We start from the raw sequence: 15896 nt of genomic DNA, 5'->3' as shown, positions 1-15896 counted from the left end.
CCAGGAACGTCGGCGGTATCGGGATGGCATACGTAAGCATGACTGGCGCGCGACAAGACCCGATCCCCCGTGTGGAAACCGGCTCCGGAACGGGTATGATGCCGCCCCCTCCGTCGGCCTCGGAATCCTTCTCGGAGCCCTCCATGCGCGAGATGCGCGCCATCAGCTTCACGGACCGCGAGTTGACCAGCGCCCTCGTCCAGTTCGCCGGACGCCTGCGCCGCCAGCTTCCCTCCGGCACCCTGGAGGACACCCGCATCGACCTGGGGCCGCCCGTCCGCATCACGCTGCCGGTCCGCGACGACTATGGCGAGGTGCGCACCCTCTCCTTCGAGGAGACGGAGGTCGCGGCAGCCCTGGTGCAGTTCTGCATGGACCGCAAGGTCAGGCTGCCGGCCCGGGGGGAGAAGGTGCTGAAGATCATCGCCGGGCAGCCGACTCTGGTGATCTGGCTGCCCGATGTCGTGCCGCCCCCCCGGAAGTCCTTGCAGCGGCCGGTGCGCCGCCCCTGACCGGTCGTCGCGCCCTCCGGGGCCGCCGTGCCGTGCCGTGTCGTGCCGTGCCGGCGGCGACAAAGCGAAGCCCGTCGGACGAGCATTGTTGACACGTCAGCCGCGATTGTGCAGGTGGAGCCGATATGTCCGGCCGGACGGGTCGGACCGGAATGCGATGAGGCGAGGGACGAGTCATGAGCGAAGCGACGGGCGCGCCGGCAGGGATGCCGCTGTTCTACAAGGCGCCGGTACCCGTGGCGATCGAGCGCCACAAGGACTGGAAGGTGAAGCAGCGCCGCAGCTTCGCTTATGCGTCCGGGACGAATGCGATCCCGGTGGTGCTGGAGGAATTTCCGGTGCTCCAGGGCCACTACCCGCTGGTCTTCACCAACGGGGAACAGCCGTCCGTCGTGGCGCTGGTGGGCCTGCGTCCGCAGGAGAACCTGTACCTGGAGGATGACGGCACCTGGAAGCGCGGCAAGCCGATCCCGGCCTATGTCCGGCGCTACCCCTTCATCCTGATGGAGACGCCGGACCGCGAGCGCCTGATCCTCTGCATCGAGGAGGACAAGGGGGTGGTCGGTCCCGACGGGGAGTTCGCCCTGTTCGACGGCGATCAGCCTGCGGCGGCGGGCCAGGATGCGCTGAATTTCTGCGGCACTTTCAACCAGTCGGCGTTCCAGACCCAGGCCTTCTGCCAGGAGCTGAAGTCCCGCGGCCTGCTGACCGAACAGCGGGCCGACATGGTGACGCCGGAGAACAAGCGCATCTCGCTCTCCGGTTTCTGCGTCGTGGATGAGAAGAAGTTCAACGAGCTGCCCGACGAGGTTTTCCTCGAATGGCGCAAGCGGAACTGGATCGGGCTGGTCTATGCGCACCTGATGTCGCTGGGTCACTGGAACGAGCTGGTCGAGGCCACGGCCCGCCGCACCGCGGCGGCCTGATCCGCCCGGCTCCCGCTCTTCTGAACAGGGCGCCCGCACGGGCGCCCTGTTCTTCTTAGCCCTCCCTTAATCTATCCGTGCGATACCCCGGCTGAACTGGGTAGATCGTGCGTTCGTCATCCCGAGGCCCTATACTGTCGCGGCCGGGAGACGGATCGCCCGGCCCTGCCCATCGGAGCGACGGAACCCGCTATGAGCCTGGACATCCGCACTTTCACCATCCGCGAAGAGTCCGCCCAGGACGACGAGGCCAGAGTCGCCTCCTTCCTTCGCAGCGTCGAGGCGGTGCGGGTCGATACCGCCTATGCCGACGGGGCCTGGCGCCTGCTGGTCCAGTACCGCGACCTGCGCCGCAAGGAAGAGCAGGAACAGATCGAGAGCGCCATCATGGAGGCGCTGAAGTCCTGGCGGGCGGATGTGTCCCGGGCCACCGGCCTGTCGCGCGAAGAGATCCTCTCCAACGCGCTGCTGACGGAGATCTGCCGCTACGCCCCGACGACGGAGATCGAACTGTCGGTCATCGCCGGCTCGCTGGGCGTGGACACCCGCGAACGCGGCGCGGCCATCGTCCAGGTGGTCCGTCAGACCATGGAGGAGCTGACGGCTGACGAGTGAGTCTCCCCGGCCGTCCCTTCGCCCCCCCTCTGTTCCGTCAGCCCGGCGCCCGCTCCACCCGGAGCAGGGCGCCGTCCACGCCGACCACCCGCACCGCGGTATCCTGCGGCAGGTCCTCCACCCCCGCCACGGTCCACAGGCTGTCGCCGACATAGGCGCGGCCTCGGCCGTTCACGATGGCCGTCTCCAGCCGCAGCGTGCGGCCGAGATACTGCTCCGCGCGCCGGTTCAGCGTCGGCTGGTCGGTCTCCTCCAGCCGGCGTGTCGGCACGAAGCGTGAGGCCGCAACGGCGGCGATGGCGATCACGGCGAAGGCGCCGAACTGCACCTGCCAGGACAGGTCCGGCAGGACCAGCAGCGTCAGCCCGACGACGCCGGCAGCCAGCCCCAGCCAGATCAGGGCAGCCCCCGGCACGAACATTTCCAGCAGGCCCAGCAGGACGGCCGCCACCCACCAGTGCCAGAAGACGATGCGGACTCCCTCCATGGCCGTGCTCCGTCAGCTCTCGCCGGCCGGGGCGCCGGAGGTCGCCCAGGGGCTGCGCGGTGCGGCGGCCGGTCGGTTCCCGCCGGGGCCTTCCCCGGTTCCGCCGCCGGTGCGCGGCGGGAAGGCGTCGCGGGCGATCTCGGCGATGCCGCCGATGGACCCGATGACGCTCGCCGCCTCCACCGGCATGAACAGGATCTTCTGGTTCGGGCTGGTGGCGAACTCCTTCAGCGTATCGACGTAGCGCTGCGCCACGAAGTAGTTGATGGCATGGACATTGCCGCTGGCGATGGCCTCGGAGACCATGCGGGTGGCAGCGGCTTCCGCTTCGGCTGCGCGCTCACGCGCCTCGGCATCGCGGAAGGCGGCCTCGCGCCGGCCCTCGGCCTCCAGGATGGCGGCCTGCTTCTCGCCCTCGGCGCGCAGGATGGCGGCCTGACGCGCGCCCTCGGCCTCCAGGATGACGGCGCGGCGGTCGCGCTCGGCCTTCATCTGGCGGGCCATGCTGTCCACCAGATCGCGCGGCGGCTGGATGTCCCGGATCTCGATGCGGGTGACCTTGACGCCCCAGGGCTGCGTCGCCTCGTCCACCACATGCAGGAGCTGGGCGTTGATGCGGTCGCGCTGCGACAGCAGTTCGTCCAGATCCATGGATCCCATGACCGTGCGGATGTTGGTCATGGTCAGGTTCAGGATGGCGAGCTGCAGGTTGTTGACCTCGTAGGCGGCGCGGGCGGCGTCCAGCACCTGGAAGAAGACCACACCGTCCACCGTCACCATGGCGTTGTCCTTGGTGATGACCTCCTGGCTGGGGACGTCCAGCACCGTTTCCATCATGTTCTGCTTGGAGCCGATCCGGTCCACGACCGGCACGATGAAGCTCAGCCCCGGTGACAGGGTGCGGGTGTAGCGGCCGAAGCGCTCGACCGTGTATTCGCGGCCCTGCGGCACGGTCTTCACGCTCAAGAGGACGAGGGCGACCGCGAACACCACGATCGCCACGACGAACAGGCTCACGCCTTCCATCTCCACCATGGCCTTTCTGATTCCAGCGGTTGCGCAATCCTCCCTTAGATGCGTCTCTTTGGGGAATTCCGCAATGCCGCGTGCAGGGATCAGCCACCGATCAGGGCGCCCAGGGTGCGCAGGGGCGGGGTGGCGTCGCACAGGATCTTGAAGACGGCCAGGATCGGTACGGCCAGCAACGCCCCCGGCATGCCCCACAGCCAGCCCCAGAACAGCACGGTGGCGAAGACGAAGATCGGATTCAGCGTCAGCCGCCGGCCGACGATGGTGGGCGTGACGAAGTTGCCCTCCAGGGCGGTCAGCATGATGAAGCAGGCGGGCGGCAGCAGCACGGCCCACCAGGTGTCGAAGCTCAGCAGCGCCACGATCGCCAGGATGATGGTCGTACAGGCCGATCCGATGTAGGGGATGAAGTTCAGCAGGCCGGCGATGCCGCCGAACAGGACCGGGTTGGGCATCCCCAGCGCCCAGAGCAGCGTCGCGGTGACGAAGGCCAGCGCCGAGTTGATCAGCGTGATCGTCATCAGATAGGCGGAGATGTTGATCTGCACCGTGTTGACGATATCGACCAGATGCAGCCGGTCGCGGACATGCGGCAGGGAGCGCAGCACGCTTTCCAGCGTGTGCCGGCCGAACGCCAGGAAGAAGAAGGTCAGCGCCAGGGTCACGGCCGCCTGTGCCATCACGATCTGGGTCTGCGACAGGATCTCGGCCGCCAGGGAGGGACCGCGCACCACCACTTCCGGCGGGGCATCGCCGGCACCCGTCATCTGTTGCAGCCGTTCGGTGGCCAGGCGGGCCTGTTCGATCTGGGCCTGGATGTCGCCGAACTTCTCCCGCACCTCGGAGAGAATGACAGGCAGCCGGCGGACCCAGGCGGTCGCCGGCTCCGACAGCACATAGGCCAGCCCGCCCGCCGCGGCCAGCAGCGCCAGCGTCACCAGCGCCGCGCCCAGCGGTTCGGGCAGGTGCAGGCGGCGCAGGGCCTTGACCGGCCCGCGCAGCAGCAGGCTCAGCAGGAAGGCCAGGAAGACCGGCAGCAGCACCTCGCGGGTGAAGTGGAGCGTGTACATCACCGCCAGCGCGAGCAGCACCAGAACGGCCACCGTCTGCACCCGGAGCAGGTCGCGGCCGTCGGCCGGGGCCGTCCGCCCGGCCTGCGCCTCCGCGAAGGTGCGGTCCACCGCGGTCTGTTCAGGCATGCCGCCCAACGCTCCTGTGCTCCGGGGAAGGCCCGCCGGGGCGGGCCGGGATGCAGGGTAGAACACCGCCCGCGACGGTTGGTTCAGCGCCGTCGTGCGGCGGGGCCGGCGGGCGATTGCGCAGGACCGCTCCCAACCGTTAGGCTTGCCGCGGCTGATCCGCTCCGAACCGATGGGACCCGACCATGCGCCTGCCGATCCGTTTCCTGCGCCGCCTTGCCCCCTCCGCGGCCCTGGGCGCCCTTTGCCTTGCAGCCGGCCCCGCCGCTGCCGAGAAGGTCGGGGAATTCTCCAACGACTGGACGGGCAACGGGATCGCCGTGGAGGCCGTGGCCGACCCCGACATCCAGGGTGTCACCTGCCACATCGCCCATTTCGACCGCTCGGTGATCGACCGTCTGGCCCAGGGCAACTGGTTCGAGGATCCGTCCAACGCCTCCATCTCGTGCCGGCAGACCGGTCCCGTCGTGATCGGGAAGATCGACACCTCGAAGAGCGGCGAGGAGGTCTTCTCCGAGCGCAAGAGCCTGGTCTTCAAGTCCATCGCCGTGCGCCGCATCTACGATCAGGCCAACGACACACTGATCTATGTCGTCTACAGCCGGCAGGTGAAGGAAGCCTCGGCCAAGATGGCGATTTCCACGGTGCCGCTGTTCGCCGCCAATGCCACCTGGTCCCGAGGCAAGCCGAAGGACTGACGGCGAGCCGGACCAGTCCTCGGCGGACCCGTCCGGCCCTTTTCCTTCGCCGTAAATCCGTTCATTGACATCCGATGCATTTACTTCAAAATCATCCGCAATTCTGAAGCGCCCTGCAGGTGCCGCCCTCCGGCGGTCGGGGTGCGCCGGGGGCAAAAAGCCATGCGGCAGGCGGTGAATGTCGGGGGGACGGGGCGCATCGCACCGACCATAAGCTTCGAGGTCCAGGTCTTCAGGACCGATCACTGGGTATTGGAACGGATATGCCGTTCCGAGCAGGAAGCGCGTGAGTTCGCCGTCCACATCCTGCCCAGACACGACGGTGTCCGCATCGTGCGGGAGTTCAACCGCCCCGGCGGACAGGGAACGGTGGAGACGGTGATCTTCACCGAGATGCGCCTGCACAGCCGCAGGCCCATCGCCATCTCCCCGATCGAGGAAGCGCCCGTCTGCACCGCGTCGCAGCAGTATCTCGGCCCCGACAGCCGCCAGACGATCTCCCGTCTGTTGCGCCAGTACCTGGAGGAGAAGGGCCTCACCGCCTCGGAACTCCTGCACAATGCGGGGGAGATGAAGCGGGTGATGAATTTCGAGGCGCTGCTGCCCAACGCGGTCAGCCGGGTCGCGTCGATCCAGGCCAGGACCACGGGGGAGGATGTCCGCAACCGCCGCGACGACATCTACGCCCGGATCGAGGAACTGCGGACCCGGGCCGAGCGGGCCGTGGCCCGCCGCAACCTGCCCTATCCGAAGGAAGCCGGCCTGCCCGCCACCATGGCGGAGGTGGAGCGGCACGCCAACGGCGATCCGGAAGAGACGGATTATCTGGCCAAGGTCGTGCTCTGCCGCGATCTGGTGAACATCCGCAACCTGCTGGGCAAGGTCGAATGGATTCTCTCCCTGGGCGGGGAGGACGGGATCGCCGGGACCGCCGGAAACCACGCGGCCCAGTACATCCGCGTCCTCGATTCCCTGGTGGCGGACGCCATCATCAACCCGGCGGTGGTACAGGATCTGCTGGGCCGTCAGCCCGATCTCTCCACCGCGCTCAACCGGCTGGTGGACATCGTCGAGGGCAGCTACGAACCGTCGGAGCGGGAGAAGGCGCCGGCCGTCACGGCCGTGCTCAGCCGGTGGGCGGCCTCGGGCCAGGCGCCGGAAACCCGCAGCATCCTGCTGGAATCGCTGGTCCGCAGCCTGCGCTCCACACATCCCCTGACCGGGGATCCGCACCGGCAGCGCGACGCCTTCCAGACCCTGGCCGCCCGGCTGGTGAAACCGACCGGCGTGTTCGGCGGTGCGCGTGTGGCGGAGGCGCTGACCCTGGGCTTCTTCCGCTTCATCGAACAGGGCGGCGGGGAGGGGCGGCGTCTCTCCATGGACGGGGTGCTGTCGCTGTTGCCCACGGGGGCAGACCGTCTGGCCTACCTGATCGCCCTGGCGGACAGCCCTGCCGGTCAGGCGGAGCAGGCCGCCGTGCTCGACCGGCTTCAGGGTACGCTGGGCCATCCTGGCGGCATCCAGGGCCTGATGCCGACGGCGACACCGCTGAAGCCGAAGATGCAGGCGCTGGCCGCCGTCTACAGCGGCCTGATCGGCTCCCGTCTGCGGGAAGCGGACAAGGACCCGCTGGCCGACCGGCTGGACAGGATGGTGGCGGACTACATCGTCCAGGCCCGCATCATCGAGAAGCTGGACGATCCCTCCGCCCCCCTGCGGGTGCGCGCGACCCGTCTGGTACAGTTCGCCGCCGCGGACGTTCTGGCCAGCCCCCGCGCCCGCCGCATCGTCCGCGACCAGATCATCGGGCACCTGCGTCAGCCGAACTTCGACGGCAAGTTCATTGAGGGGTTGAACTCGGCGGAGGAGAAGGCCCAGGCGCTGCGGACCTTCTACGACCTGCTGAACCGGGCCCGGTTCACCTGACGCCGGGGGGCGTTCCGGCGCCGCGCCGCCGGTGGGCCTGCCACAGACGCCAGGCCAGCGGCGCGAAGATGACGATCAGCACGATGCGGGCGATGTGGTGCGTCGCCACGAAGGCCGCGTCCACATGCAGCGACAGGGCCACCAGACTCATCTCCGCCAGCCCGCCGGGGGCGTAGGCCAGGATCAGTGCCGCGAGATCCAGGCCCGTCAGCAGGTGGACAGACAGCGCCATCAGCACCGTCACCGCCAGCAGTGCCACCGTCAGCCCCAGGGCAGCGGCGGCAACGGCGACGATCGTGCGCAGCGGCACGCCCACGAAGCGGCAGCCGATGCCGGCGCCGACAACCACCTGCGCCGCCGCGACCAGCAGGCCGGGGGGCTTGCCCACGGTCAGCCCGCTCAGGTGGACGGCGGCACTCAGCAGCATCGGCCCCACCAGCATGCCGGCGGGGATGCGCAGCCGCTGGGCGACCGGTGCGCCCAGGGCGCAGGCCGCCAGCAGCGCCACGTCGCGCAGCGGCAGGTCGATCAGCCCCGGCCCCAGCCCGCCCAGCGACCAGTCGCGCGCCGCCGGGGCGAAGCCGGGCAGGAGCTGGAACGCGAAGGGCACCGTCAGCACGGTCAGCATGATCCGCATGCTGTGGGCCAGCGCGATGGTGCGGTCGTCGCCGCCCATCGCCGCCCCCATCAGCACCATCTCCTGGAAGCCGCCGGGCATCGCCGTGAAGTAGGCGGTCACCCCGTCATACCGGGCGACCCGGCGCAGATAGAGCAGACCCGCCAGTGCTGCGGCGACGGTATAGAGCACCAGCCCGCCCAGGCTGACCGCCCACTCGGACAGATGCTCCAGCATGGCCGGGCGGAAGGCGCTGCCCAGCATGATGCCCAGCACGACCACCATCGCGGTGCGCAGCCGCCGCGGCACCGACACCCGCACGCCCGCCATCGCCGCCGCCGTGACGGACACCAGGGCGCCGATCATGAAGGCCAGCGGCACATGCAGCAGGAAGAACAGGCTGCCGCCCGCTGCCCCCAGCCCCAGCGTGGCGGCCAGGCCGCGCCAGTCCGTGCCCGCCGGCACCCCGGCAGCCTCCGGCGCCTGCCGCTCCGTTTCCTCCGCCGCCGTCACGGACGCAGCCGCCCCAGCCGGACGGCCGTCTGTCCCCGGGAGAGGCGGCGGGACGGCATGATCAGGATGCAGTCGTCATAGGGCGTGCGGACCGGCCGGCCGCCGTCGCTGGCGATGACGGTGCCGGCCGCCGGAATGATCTCCATGCCCAGATAGGGTTCGCTGAAGGTGAAGGCGTCGGACCCGACGGTCACGGTGTCCGTGACCTCCACAAGGCAGGGATCGGGCCGCTCCCCGCCGGGCAGCCAGGGGGCGGCGTCGGCCGCGTCGATGCAGCCGGTCGCCAGCAGGAAGCGCAGGGTCGTCTCCACCGCCACCGGGCCGGTGTCCCTGCGCCAGTGCTGGCCGCATTCCGCCAGCAGGGCGATGGCGTCGCCGTCCGGGTCGGCGAAGCGGCCATGGTCGATCAGGCGACGGCCGGAGGCATGGCCCCCGTCCGCCACGATCCAGGCGGGAAAGCCGACCGCCCGCGCCAGTCGCTCGCCCCGGGAGGTGCGGCCGCAGAGCATCAGCGGTGCCGTCGGATTCTGCATGGAATGCAGATCCAGCAGGAAGTCCGCACTCTCGAACAGCGGGCGGAGCTGGCGGGCCCGCCGCAGCTCGGCGCTGTCCCGCGGGCTGTCCAGCACGGCGGGCGACCAGACGCGGTTCATGTCCTCGTCCACGTAGCGCGAGGCGGCGGGCGAGCGGGGATCGAACGTGGCATAGGCCGCGACATTGCAGAAGGACAGGGTCAGCCGGCCGCGGCGGGGGCGGATGCCGTGCCGGACCAGGAAGTCCAGCGCCACCGCCCCGCACAGTTCGTTGCCATGCATCAGCGCGTTGACCAGCACATGCGGTCCCGGTTCGTCCGCCGTGATGCTGCCGACATGCTCGATGCCCGTGTTGCCGTGCCGGTAGGGCTCGATGTCCGGCGCCACCAGTTCGATCGGGTCGATCACCCTGACCACGCTCTCCTCCCTGTCGTCCCGCCGTTGGCCGCGGGTGCCCGACCGTGACAACCCTGTTCGAAGGGCGATGTCCGCCATGGTTCTTGTCGACGGCCGGATTGGGCCCTTGTATACGGAATTATGATGGTTGAATAAACGGTCGGTGACGGCCGTATGTCCGCTCACGGGCTCCGAGTCCGTGCAGATGTCCAGGTCCGCTGGCGGGGAGCGGGACCCGGGCGCGTCCCGGCCGCTGGCCGGGGGCGGGCGCGTGGCGGCCGGCGGCGTGTCCGGGGTGGACGCGGGGGGCAGGGGAGCGCAAGCATGAGTCTGGTGATCCACGATGTCCTGGTGCGCCAGGACCCCGTCGGCAAACGGGTGCCCGTCGTCTTCGACAGTCCCCACAGCGGGACCAGCTACCCCGTGGATTTCCAGTTCGTCTGTCCCCTCGGCCTGCTGCGTCAGGCGGAGGACACCTATGTGGACGAGCTGTTCGCCGGCGTGCCGGAGATGGGGGCGACCCTGCTCTGTGCCCTGTTCCCGCGCAGTTACATCGACGTGAACCGCGCCTTCGACGACATCGACCCCGGCATCCTCTCCGGCTCCTGGCCCGGCCCCCTGAACCCGTCGGAGAAGAGCGCCCTGGGCATGGGGCTGGTGCGCACGCTCTGCCGGCCGGGCATGCCGCTCTATGACGGGCGGCTGTCGCCGGCCCAGGTGCTGGAGCGGATCGAGCGCTACTGGCGCCCCTATCATGAGCAGCTTGCCCAGGCGATGGACCTGCTGCACCGCCGCTTCGGTGCGGTCTGGCACGTCAACTGCCATTCGATGCCCTCCCTCGGCGGCGGGGCCGACGGTTATGAAGAGCCGGTGGACTTCGTGCTGGGCGACCGCGACGGCACCACCTGCGATCCCGCCTTCACCCGCATGGTGGCCGACACCCTGCGCGGCATGGGCTACCGGGTGCGGCTGAACGATCCCTACAAGGGGGTCGAGCTGGTCCGCCGCTATTCCAGCCCGCAGCGCGGCCTGCACAGCCTTCAGCTTGAGATCGACCGCCAGCTCTACATGAACGAGGAGACGCTGGAGCGGCATGACGGGTTCGAGCGGCTGAAGCGCGACCTGGAGCGTCTGGTCGGGGTCATCTGCGACCATGCCGGCGAGCGGACGCGGTCGCTGGCGGCGGAGTAGGTCCTCCCCCGCGCCGTCCGGCATCAGGGCTGGAACTGCTCCTTCAGGATGCGTTCCTCCAGATTCATCTCCGGATCGAACAGCAGCGTCGAGGCGATGGAGCGGTCCTCGTACACCTCCACCCGCAGCACGTCGCGCACCTCCGTGAAGTCGGCCACGGCGCTGACCGGGCGCTTGTCGCCCTCCATCACCTCGAAGGTGATGCGGGCGTCGTGCGGCAGCAGCGCGCCGCGCCAGCGGCGCGGACGGAAGGCGCTGATCGGCGTCAGGGCCAGGATGCCGGCCCCCAGCGGCAGGATCGGCCCGTGGGCCGAGAGGTTGTAGGCGGTGCTGCCCGCGGGCGTGCTGACCAGCGCCCCGTCGCAGGTCAGCTCCGGCAGCCGGACCACCCCGTCCACGCTGATCCGCAGCTTCGCCGCCTGCCGCGTCTCGCGCAGCAGCGACACCTCGTTGAAGGCCAGCCCGGACCGCTCGCCCGCGGCCGTCGTCGCCCGCATCCGCAGCGGATGCAGCGCCACCCGCTGGGCCCGGCAGACCCGGTCGGACAGCCCGTCCTCCCCGAAGTCGTTCAGCAGGAACCCGACCGACCCGCGGTTCATGCCGTAGACCGGCACCCGCAGGGACAGGGTGTCGTGCAGCGTCTCCAGCAGGAAGCCGTCGCCGCCCAGGGCCACCACGATGTCCGCCTCCTCCGGCGGGACGCCGCGGTAACGGGCGTGCAGGCGGTCGCGGGCGCTGCGGGCGTCGTCCGTCTCGGCCGCGACGAAGGCCAGCGCCGGCGCCCGCGGCAGGGGGGACAGCGCGGCGTCCGAAGCGTCCTGGAGCGGGGGCGTCTGGTCGGGCATGGCCGCGCACTCTAGTCCAAGCCGGAGGCCGCGGCCAGCATGCTCAGCCCCCCGTGACGCTCATGTGCCGGCCGACGGCGGGACCCTTCTGTCGGCGGTCGATGATGAAGTCGTGGCCCTTCGGCTTGCGCCCGATGGCCTCGCGGATGGCTTCCGTCAGGGCCGCGTCGTCGGGGGCGGCGCGCAGCGGCGTGCGCAGGTCCGCGCTGTCCTCCTGGCCCAGGCACATGAACAGGCGGCCCGTGCAGGTCACCCGCACCCGGTTGCAGCTTTCACAGAAATTGTGGGTCAGGGGGGTGATGAAGCCGATCCGCTGCCCGGTCTCCTCCACCCGTACATACCGGGCGGGGCCGCCCGTGCGCCAGGGGATGTCGGTCAGGGTCCAGCGCCGTGCCAGCCGGGCACGCAGCAGGGACAGCGGCAGATACTGGGCCAGCCGCGTCTCGCCGCCACCGGCGCCGTCGATGTCGCCCAGCGGCATGACCTCGATGAAGGAGAGGTCGAAGCCCTGCCCGGCGCACCAGGCGACCAGCGTTTCCGTCTCGTCCTCGTTCACGCCCTTCAGCGCCACGCAGTTGATCTTCACCGCCAGCCCCGCGGCTTTCGCCGCCGCCAGCCCCTCCATCACCCGGGACAGCCGGCCCCAGCGGGTGATGCGCTCGAACCGGGCGGGGTCCAGCGTGTCCAGGCTGACATTGACCCGCCGCACCCCGGCTTCGGCCAGCGCGTCCGCATGGCGGGCAAGCTGGCTGCCGTTGGTGGTCAGGGTCAGTTCGTCCAGCCGGCCGGTGCGCAGATGCCGGCCCAGGCTGCGGATCAGTTCCAGGATGTCCCGCCGCACCAGCGGTTCCCCGCCCGTCAGGCGCAGCTTCCGGGTGCCCAGCCGCACGAAGGCGGAGCACAGCCGGTCCAGTTCCTCCAGCGACAGCACCTCCGCCTTGGGCAGGAAGTGCATGTCCTCCGACATGCAGTAGACGCAGCGGAAATCGCAACGGTCCGTGACGGAGACGCGGACATAGGTGATGGCGCGGCCGAAGGGATCGACCAGCGGCGGACGCTCCGCCGGAACCATGCCGTCCGCGCTCGCCATCCGTCGTGCGTTCCCTTCCCCGTTGTCGGCGCCTTCGCGGCGCCCTTGCCGGCCACCGAAGCGGCCTGAGGCGGACATATAGCGACACCTTACCTCAAGACCAAGCGGCCGCGGCATGGCCGGGCCGCGCCGGCCTGGGCTACACTCCGCCGGAACCATCCGACCGTGACCGGCTTTTCCGGACATGGGTATCGGTGCAGGGCAATGGCGGGGGAAAAGACCATGCGCAGACTTCTGATCGGCATCGTCGTGCTGCTCGTGCTGCTGGGGGCGGCGGCGGTGGCGCTTCCCTTCCTGATCCCGACGGGGCCGCTGGTCGCCCGCCTGGAGCAGGCGGTGGAACAGCGGACCGGCCGCGACTTCACGGTGGCGGGCCCGGTCTCCGTCTCCGTCCTGCCCGTGCTGGCGGTGACGGCGGAGGATGTCCGCTTCGCCGGATTGCAGGGCGGGGACGACCTGCTGCGGCTGGGCCGGCTGGACCTGCGCCTGCGCCTCTGGCCGCTGCTGTCCGGGGATGTCCAGGTGGACCGCTTCATCCTGGTCGAACCCCGCATCGTGCTGGAGACGGATGCCCGCGGCCGGGCCAACTGGGATCTCGCCGTCCCGCAGGGCGCCCCGGCACCGCAGGCGGCCGGGGATGCCGGCACCTCCCGGTCCGGCGCCACGCTGCAGGAGCTGGCGTTGGGCGACGTGGAGATCGTGGACGGGACCCTGATCTACCGCGACGGCGGCGCCGGCACGGAGCGCGTGGTGCAGGACCTGGACGCCAGCATCGCGCTGGCGGCCCTGGACGAGCCGCTGGCTCTGGAGGCGACGCTCAGCCTCGACGGCCGGCCGTTGCGGCTGACCGCCAGCGCCGCGCCCGCCCGCGCCGTGGTGGCGGGCGGCAGCGCCGACATCCAGGCCTCGGTGGAGGCCGCGGGCACGGCCGTGACGCTGGGCGGCACGCTGGCGCGGCCGGCGGACGGCGGCACGCTCCGGCTGGAGGGGCCGGTGCAGGCGACGGTGGACTCCCTGCCGGACCTGCTGGCCTGGCTCGCCGGCGGGGCGCCGCCGGCGCTGCCGGGTGCAGAGCCTGCGTCTGGCCGGGACGCTCCAGGCCACGCCGCAGCGCGTCGCCCTGGGCGGCTTCGACCTCGCGGCCGACGACATCGCCGCCAAGGGCGACATTGCCGTGGCCCTGGGCGGCGCCCGTCCGGCGGTGCGCGGCACCGTCGCCGTCGGCCGGCTCGATCTGGACCGGCTGCTGCCGCCCCCGTCGGCGGCGGAACCGACGCCCGTGCCCGCGACCCCGCCGACCGGGCAGCCCCCGGCCGCCGGCACGGCCCCCGATCCGGGCTGGAGCCGGGAGCCGGTCGATCTCTCGGCGCTGCGGCTGGCCGATGCCGACCTGACGGTGCAGCTCGCCGGCGTGCTCGTCTCCGGGGTGGAGGCGGGGCCGACCCGGCTCGGCCTGACGCTGGACGACGGCCGCCTTGCCGCCACGCTGGGGAAGACGGCCCTGTTCGGCGGCACTGTGCAGGGTATGGCCCGCATCGACGGCCGCGCCGCGACCCCCGGCTGGCAGGTGGATGCCACCGTGGCCGGCATGCAGGCCGAACCGGTGCTGACCCGCTTCGCCGGGTTCAAGCGCCTGACCGGGGCCAGCGACGTGGAGCTGGCGCTGAAGGCTGCGGGTGCCAGCCCCCATGACATCATGGGCAGTCTGGACGGCCGGGCGTCGATGGTCTTCCGCGACGGTGCCGTCAAGGGCATCAACATCGCCAACATGGTCCGCGCCGTCACCGGCGGCACCGCCGAAGGGCCGCAGCAGACGGACTTCGCGGAGCTGGGCGCCAGCTTCGCCGTCGCGCAGGGTATTGCGCGGACCGACGATCTGCGCCTGCTGGCCCCGCTCTTGCGGGTGCAGGGCGGCGGTACGGTGGCGCTTCAGGACCGGCAGGTGGACCTGCGCATCGTGCCGCGGCTGGTCGCCAGCATCGAAGGGCAGGGGGCGGGGCGGACCGACCAGTCCGGCCTGTCCGTACCGATCCTCGTGCGCGGCAGCTTCACCGCCCTTTCCTTCACCCCGGACATCGCCGGCATCGCGCGCGAGACCCTGCGCGACCCCAAGGCCGCGAAGGAGGCGCTGAAGGATCTGAAGGGCACCCTGAAGGGGGCCAAGGAGGGGGTGAAGCCGGAGGATGCGGTGCGCGGTGCGTTGGAAGGGCTGCTGGGCGGCCGCAAGCCGGAACAGGCGCCGCAGGCCAAGCCACCCCAGGGCCAGTAGCCCGCCGGGGTGCCGGGCCGGCGGCAGGGGAGGGGGTCAGCCGTCCCCCGGGGCATCGGGATCGACCACCGTCAGCCCCACCGCCGCCGTGTTGATCAGGACCTTGCCCGCGTGCTCGAAATTCACCGTCACGCGGGTGCCGATGACCGACTGGATCTGGCCCAGGCCCCAGTCCGGCTGGCCGGGATGGCGCACATGGGCGCCGGGTACGAGCATGTCGTCCATCGGATCAGGTTTCCGTCGCCGCCGTCCCGGCCTATCCTAGACCCCGCCCATCCGGTACGCCAGGGGAGGCGGACCGGCCCGGGGGACGCGCAGGGGAGCGCGGGCAAGGGAGAGCGGGCGGGGGAGAGCGGGAGGGGGCCATGTCACCGGAGTCACCGGATTTCGAGCCGCGCGCGGTGGAGCTGCTGGTCTCCCGCATCTGCCACGATCTGGTGAGCCCGGTCGGGGCCATCAACAACGGTGTCGAGCTGATCGACGAGATGGGCCTCGGCGCGGGGGCGGAGGCGCTGACCCTGATCGCGGACAGCGCCGAGGCGGCGGCCCGCCGGTTGCGCCTGTTCCGCTTCGCCTTCGGTGCCGCCGGCGGCCAGGACGGGCTGGACCCGGCCCAGGCGCGGCTCACCCTCGAAGGCTGGTTCCGCGGCGGCCGCGTCCGCATCGACTGGCAGGCCGATCTGCCGGCCCGACCGCCCCGCGGCCTGCTGAAGCTGCTGCTCATCGCCGCCCTGCTGGCGGACGAAGCGCTGCCCGCCGGCGGCACGGTGCGGGTCGTCCGCGAGGGGGCAGGGGTGTCGCTCCAGGGCACAGGCCGCAACGCCGGGCTGCGGGAGGAGACTCGCGCCGCCCTGGCGGGGGAGATCGCCCCCGCAGATCTGTCGCCACGCTCTATCCTGGGGTATGCGGCCCTGCGGTTCGGACGCCTGCACGCCATCAGGATAGTGGTCATGGCGGAAAATGCGGACGATATCCGGATTTCACTTGTTCCCGCGGATGTCTGACGCACCATACAGTCGGATAGTCCCTCTTGCGGAACTGCGGCCCCGGC

At 70.8% G+C, this 15896-nt stretch carries 17 protein-coding genes and 1 pseudogene; 9 read left to right on the top strand and 9 right to left on the bottom strand.

Annotated features, from left to right (window positions below):
* Positions 1-143: 143 nt before the first annotated feature.
* From RC1_RS08510 to RC1_RS08500, 3 genes are all read left to right on the top strand, one after another.
* A complete protein-coding gene (locus tag RC1_RS08510) occupies positions 144-512 on the top strand; it encodes a hypothetical protein (RefSeq protein ID WP_012566956.1) in 369 nt (122 codons plus the stop codon).
* A gap of 176 nt (positions 513-688) precedes the next feature.
* A complete protein-coding gene (locus tag RC1_RS08505) occupies positions 689-1438 on the top strand; it encodes a SapC family protein (RefSeq protein WP_012566955.1) in 750 nt (249 codons plus the stop codon).
* Positions 1439-1630: 192 nt separating this feature from the next.
* Positions 1631-2053: an HRDC domain-containing protein gene (locus tag RC1_RS08500; RefSeq protein ID WP_012566954.1), complete on the top strand. Its 423-nt coding sequence runs from the start codon at positions 1631-1633 to the stop codon at positions 2051-2053.
* A gap of 37 nt (positions 2054-2090) precedes the next feature.
* On the opposite strand, the gene RC1_RS08495 is transcribed toward RC1_RS08500, so the two are convergent.
* The 3 genes from RC1_RS08495 to RC1_RS08485 form a co-directional block, all read right to left on the bottom strand.
* The gene (locus tag RC1_RS08495; protein ID WP_012566953.1) at positions 2091-2540 is read right to left on the bottom strand and encodes an NfeD family protein; all 450 of its coding nucleotides are present in this window, start codon (positions 2538-2540) and stop codon (positions 2091-2093) included.
* A 12-nt stretch (positions 2541-2552) separates the two neighbouring features.
* Positions 2553-3575 (bottom strand): SPFH domain-containing protein, encoded by a 1023-nt coding sequence (locus RC1_RS08490; protein WP_012566952.1) that lies wholly within the window; start codon positions 3573-3575, stop codon positions 2553-2555.
* 80 nt (positions 3576-3655) lie between these two features.
* The gene (locus tag RC1_RS08485; protein ID WP_012566951.1) at positions 3656-4768 is read right to left on the bottom strand and encodes an AI-2E family transporter; all 1113 of its coding nucleotides are present in this window, start codon (positions 4766-4768) and stop codon (positions 3656-3658) included.
* A 185-nt stretch (positions 4769-4953) separates the two neighbouring features.
* Between RC1_RS08485 and RC1_RS08480 the strand changes: the two genes are divergently transcribed.
* Both RC1_RS08480 and RC1_RS08475 read left to right on the top strand, forming a co-directional pair.
* Entirely contained in the window at positions 4954-5466 is a 513-nt protein-coding gene (locus tag RC1_RS08480) for a CreA family protein (RefSeq protein WP_012566950.1), read from the top strand.
* Between the two features lie 162 nt (positions 5467-5628).
* Positions 5629-7392: a hypothetical protein gene (locus tag RC1_RS08475; RefSeq protein WP_012566949.1), complete on the top strand. Its 1764-nt coding sequence runs from the start codon at positions 5629-5631 to the stop codon at positions 7390-7392.
* On the opposite strand, the gene RC1_RS08470 is transcribed toward RC1_RS08475, so the two are convergent.
* Both RC1_RS08470 and RC1_RS08465 read right to left on the bottom strand, forming a co-directional pair.
* Positions 7385-8521 carry an AbrB family transcriptional regulator gene (locus RC1_RS08470; protein WP_012566948.1) on the bottom strand — a complete coding sequence of 379 codons (1137 nt, stop codon included), beginning with the start codon at positions 8519-8521 and terminating at the stop codon, positions 7385-7387. The two genes, RC1_RS08475 and RC1_RS08470, sit on opposite strands and share 8 nt — an antisense overlap.
* Positions 8518-9471, bottom strand: coding sequence for a M14 family metallopeptidase (locus tag RC1_RS08465; RefSeq protein ID WP_012566947.1), 954 nt, complete (start codon positions 9469-9471; stop codon positions 8518-8520). Before RC1_RS08465 ends, RC1_RS08470 begins: the two co-directional genes overlap by 4 nt.
* A gap of 303 nt (positions 9472-9774) precedes the next feature.
* Between RC1_RS08465 and RC1_RS08460 the strand changes: the two genes are divergently transcribed.
* A complete protein-coding gene (locus RC1_RS08460; RefSeq protein WP_012566946.1) occupies positions 9775-10641 on the top strand; it encodes an N-formylglutamate amidohydrolase in 867 nt (288 codons plus the stop codon).
* A 23-nt stretch (positions 10642-10664) separates the two neighbouring features.
* On the opposite strand, the gene RC1_RS08455 is transcribed toward RC1_RS08460, so the two are convergent.
* Both RC1_RS08455 and moaA read right to left on the bottom strand, forming a co-directional pair.
* A complete protein-coding gene (locus tag RC1_RS08455; RefSeq protein ID WP_012566945.1) occupies positions 10665-11486 on the bottom strand; it encodes an NAD kinase in 822 nt (273 codons plus the stop codon).
* A 43-nt stretch (positions 11487-11529) separates the two neighbouring features.
* Complete coding sequence (gene moaA / locus RC1_RS08450) at positions 11530-12576, bottom strand: GTP 3',8-cyclase MoaA (protein WP_012566944.1); 1047 nt, start codon at positions 12574-12576, stop codon at positions 11530-11532.
* 204 nt (positions 12577-12780) lie between these two features.
* Here moaA and RC1_RS22625 point away from each other — a divergent pair.
* Positions 12781-13392: pseudogene (locus RC1_RS22625) on the top strand (AsmA family protein); the annotation flags it as partial.
* On the opposite strand, the gene RC1_RS21735 reads toward RC1_RS22625, so the two are convergent.
* Positions 13293-13550, bottom strand: a complete 258-nt coding sequence (locus RC1_RS21735) for a hypothetical protein (RefSeq protein ID WP_041785241.1) — start codon at positions 13548-13550, stop codon at positions 13293-13295. The pseudogene RC1_RS22625 and the gene RC1_RS21735 overlap by 100 nt on opposite strands.
* Before the next feature lie 92 nt (positions 13551-13642).
* On the opposite strand from RC1_RS21735, the gene RC1_RS08440 reads away from it, so the two are divergent.
* Positions 13643-14845: an AsmA family protein gene (locus RC1_RS08440; RefSeq protein WP_012566943.1), complete on the top strand. Its 1203-nt coding sequence runs from the start codon at positions 13643-13645 to the stop codon at positions 14843-14845.
* Between the two features lie 36 nt (positions 14846-14881).
* Here the strand turns inward: RC1_RS08440 and RC1_RS08435 are convergent, their stop codons facing one another.
* Positions 14882-15070 (bottom strand): DUF3553 domain-containing protein, encoded by a 189-nt coding sequence (locus tag RC1_RS08435; RefSeq protein WP_012566942.1) that lies wholly within the window; start codon positions 15068-15070, stop codon positions 14882-14884.
* Positions 15071-15210: 140 nt separating this feature from the next.
* On the opposite strand from RC1_RS08435, the gene RC1_RS08430 reads away from it, so the two are divergent.
* Positions 15211-15849, top strand: coding sequence for a histidine phosphotransferase family protein (locus tag RC1_RS08430; protein WP_012566941.1), 639 nt, complete (start codon positions 15211-15213; stop codon positions 15847-15849).
* Positions 15850-15896: the final 47 nt, after the last annotated feature.

This window comes from Rhodospirillum centenum SW (assembly GCF_000016185.1).
GTDB lineage: Bacteria > Pseudomonadota > Alphaproteobacteria > Azospirillales > Azospirillaceae > Rhodocista > Rhodocista centena.
Note: the sequence above shows the minus strand (reverse complement) of the source record. Positions and strands in the feature narration are given on the sequence as shown.

Excerpts from the sequence above, each read along its gene's own strand:
- RC1_RS08455 (WP_012566945.1), bottom strand. The coding sequence starts at position 11,486 with ATGCCCGACCAGACGCCCCCGCTCCAGGACGCTTCGGACGCCGCGCTG.
- RC1_RS08495 (WP_012566953.1), bottom strand. The coding sequence starts at position 2,540 with ATGGAGGGAGTCCGCATCGTCTTCTGGCACTGGTGGGTGGCGGCCGTC.
- RC1_RS08475 (WP_012566949.1), top strand. The coding sequence starts at position 5,629 with ATGCGGCAGGCGGTGAATGTCGGGGGGACGGGGCGCATCGCACCGACC.
- RC1_RS08480 (WP_012566950.1), top strand. The coding sequence starts at position 4,954 with ATGCGCCTGCCGATCCGTTTCCTGCGCCGCCTTGCCCCCTCCGCGGCC.
- RC1_RS08500 (WP_012566954.1), top strand. The coding sequence starts at position 1,631 with ATGAGCCTGGACATCCGCACTTTCACCATCCGCGAAGAGTCCGCCCAG.
- RC1_RS08490 (WP_012566952.1), bottom strand. The coding sequence starts at position 3,575 with ATGGTGGAGATGGAAGGCGTGAGCCTGTTCGTCGTGGCGATCGTGGTG.
- RC1_RS08430 (WP_012566941.1), top strand. The coding sequence starts at position 15,211 with ATGTCACCGGAGTCACCGGATTTCGAGCCGCGCGCGGTGGAGCTGCTG.
- RC1_RS08435 (WP_012566942.1), bottom strand. The coding sequence starts at position 15,070 with ATGGACGACATGCTCGTACCCGGCGCCCATGTGCGCCATCCCGGCCAG.
- RC1_RS08505 (WP_012566955.1), top strand. The coding sequence starts at position 689 with ATGAGCGAAGCGACGGGCGCGCCGGCAGGGATGCCGCTGTTCTACAAG.
- RC1_RS08460 (WP_012566946.1), top strand. The coding sequence starts at position 9,775 with ATGAGTCTGGTGATCCACGATGTCCTGGTGCGCCAGGACCCCGTCGGC.
- RC1_RS08510 (WP_012566956.1), top strand. The coding sequence starts at position 144 with ATGCGCGAGATGCGCGCCATCAGCTTCACGGACCGCGAGTTGACCAGC.
- RC1_RS08485 (WP_012566951.1), bottom strand. The coding sequence starts at position 4,768 with ATGCCTGAACAGACCGCGGTGGACCGCACCTTCGCGGAGGCGCAGGCC.
- moaA (WP_012566944.1), bottom strand. The coding sequence starts at position 12,576 with ATGGCGAGCGCGGACGGCATGGTTCCGGCGGAGCGTCCGCCGCTGGTC.